At 70.2% G+C, this 1,630-nt stretch carries 1 protein-coding gene; it reads left to right on the top strand.

Annotated features, from left to right (window positions below; genetic code table 11):
• On the top strand, positions 1-1,630 hold a 1,630-nt coding region (locus A5775_RS08400; protein ID WP_156660623.1), incomplete at both ends, for a condensation domain-containing protein.

Raw genomic sequence — 1,630 nt, forward strand, 5'->3', positions numbered from 1 at the left:
CGTCGCGATTCATGGCCTGCCCGTTCGGCGCACCCGGCACCCGCATGTACCGCACCGGCGACCTGGTGCGCTGGGGCACCGACGGGCAGCTGCGCTACCTCGGTCGCGCCGACGAACAGGTCAAGGTCCGCGGCTACCGCATCGAACTCGGCGAAATCCAGGCCGCGCTGGCCGCGGTCGACGGCGTCGAGCAGGCGGTCGTCGTCGCCCGCGAGGACCGCCCCGGTGACAAGCGACTGGTCGGTTATGTGACCGGGTCCGCGGAGCCCGCCCGGGCGCGCGCCGCGGTGGCGGAACGCCTGCCCGCCTACATGGTCCCCGCGGCGGTGGTGGTACTGGATTCGTTGCCGATGACGGTCAACGGCAAACTCGACACCCGCGCCCTGCCCGCACCCGAATATCGGAACGCCGACCATTACCGCGCGCCGAGCACCGCGGTCGAGGAGATCCTGGCCGACATCTACGCCCAGGTCCTCGGCATCGAGCGGGTCGGCGTCGACGACTCGTTCTTCGACCTGGGTGGCGATTCGCTGTCCACCATGCGCCTGATCACCGCGATCAACTCGGCGCTGGAAACCGACCTCGCGGTGCGCGTCGTCTTCGAGGCGCCCACCGTCGCGCAGCTGGCGCCGCGCATCGCGGAGAGCGGGGGCCGGCTGGAACCGCTGGTGGCGGGGGAGCGGCCGGCGGTGGTGCCGTTGTCGTTCGCGCAGAACCGGTTGTGGTTCATCGACCAGTTCCAGGGTCCCTCACCGCTTTACAACATGGCCGCCGCGCTGCGGCTGCGTGGGCGCCTTGACGCCGAGGCGCTCGGGACGGCGCTGGCCGACGTGGTGAGCCGCCACGAAATCCTGCGCACCCTGTTCCCCGCGCACGAGGGAACGCCCCGCCAGGTGGTGATGCCCTCCGAGCGCGCCGAATTCGGTTGGGATGTCGTCGACGCCACCGCATGGCCCACAAGCCAGCTGGACGACGCCATCAAGGCAACCACATGCCACGCCTTCGATCTGGCGACCGAGATCCCGATTCGTGCGCGGCTTTTCGCGGTGGCCGACGACGAGCACGTGCTGGTGATCATGGTGCATCACATCGCCGCGGACGGCTTGTCGCTGACACCGCTGGGCGCCGACCTGATCCTGGCCTACACCAGTCGGTGCGCCGGGCGGGCCCCCGGCTGGGCCGACTTGCCGGTGCAGTACATCGATTACACCCTCTGGCAGCGCGCGCAGTTCGGCGACCTCGACGACGGCGACAGCCGCATCGGCGCTCAACTGGCGTACTGGGAAGATGCCCTGGCCGGCATGCCCGAGCGGCTGGAGCTGCCCACCGATCGCCCCTACCCGCCGGTGGCCGATCAGCGCGGCGACAGCGTGGTCGTCGACTGGCCGGCCGAGCTGCAGCAGCAGGTTCGCCGGGTGGCCCGCGACCACAATGCGACCAGCTTCATGGTCGTCCAGGCGGCGTTGGCCGTGCTGCTGTCGAAGGTCAGCGCGAGTTCCGATGTGGCGGTGGGCTTCCCGATCGCCGGTCGGCGCGACCCCGCGCTCGATCAACTGGTCGGCTTCTTCGTCAACACCCTGGTGCTGCGCGTCGACCTGGCCGGCGACCCCAGCTTCACCGAACTGCTGGA

Source organism: Mycobacterium sp. 852002-10029_SCH5224772 (assembly GCF_001667315.1).
Lineage (GTDB): Bacteria > Actinomycetota > Actinomycetes > Mycobacteriales > Mycobacteriaceae > Mycobacterium.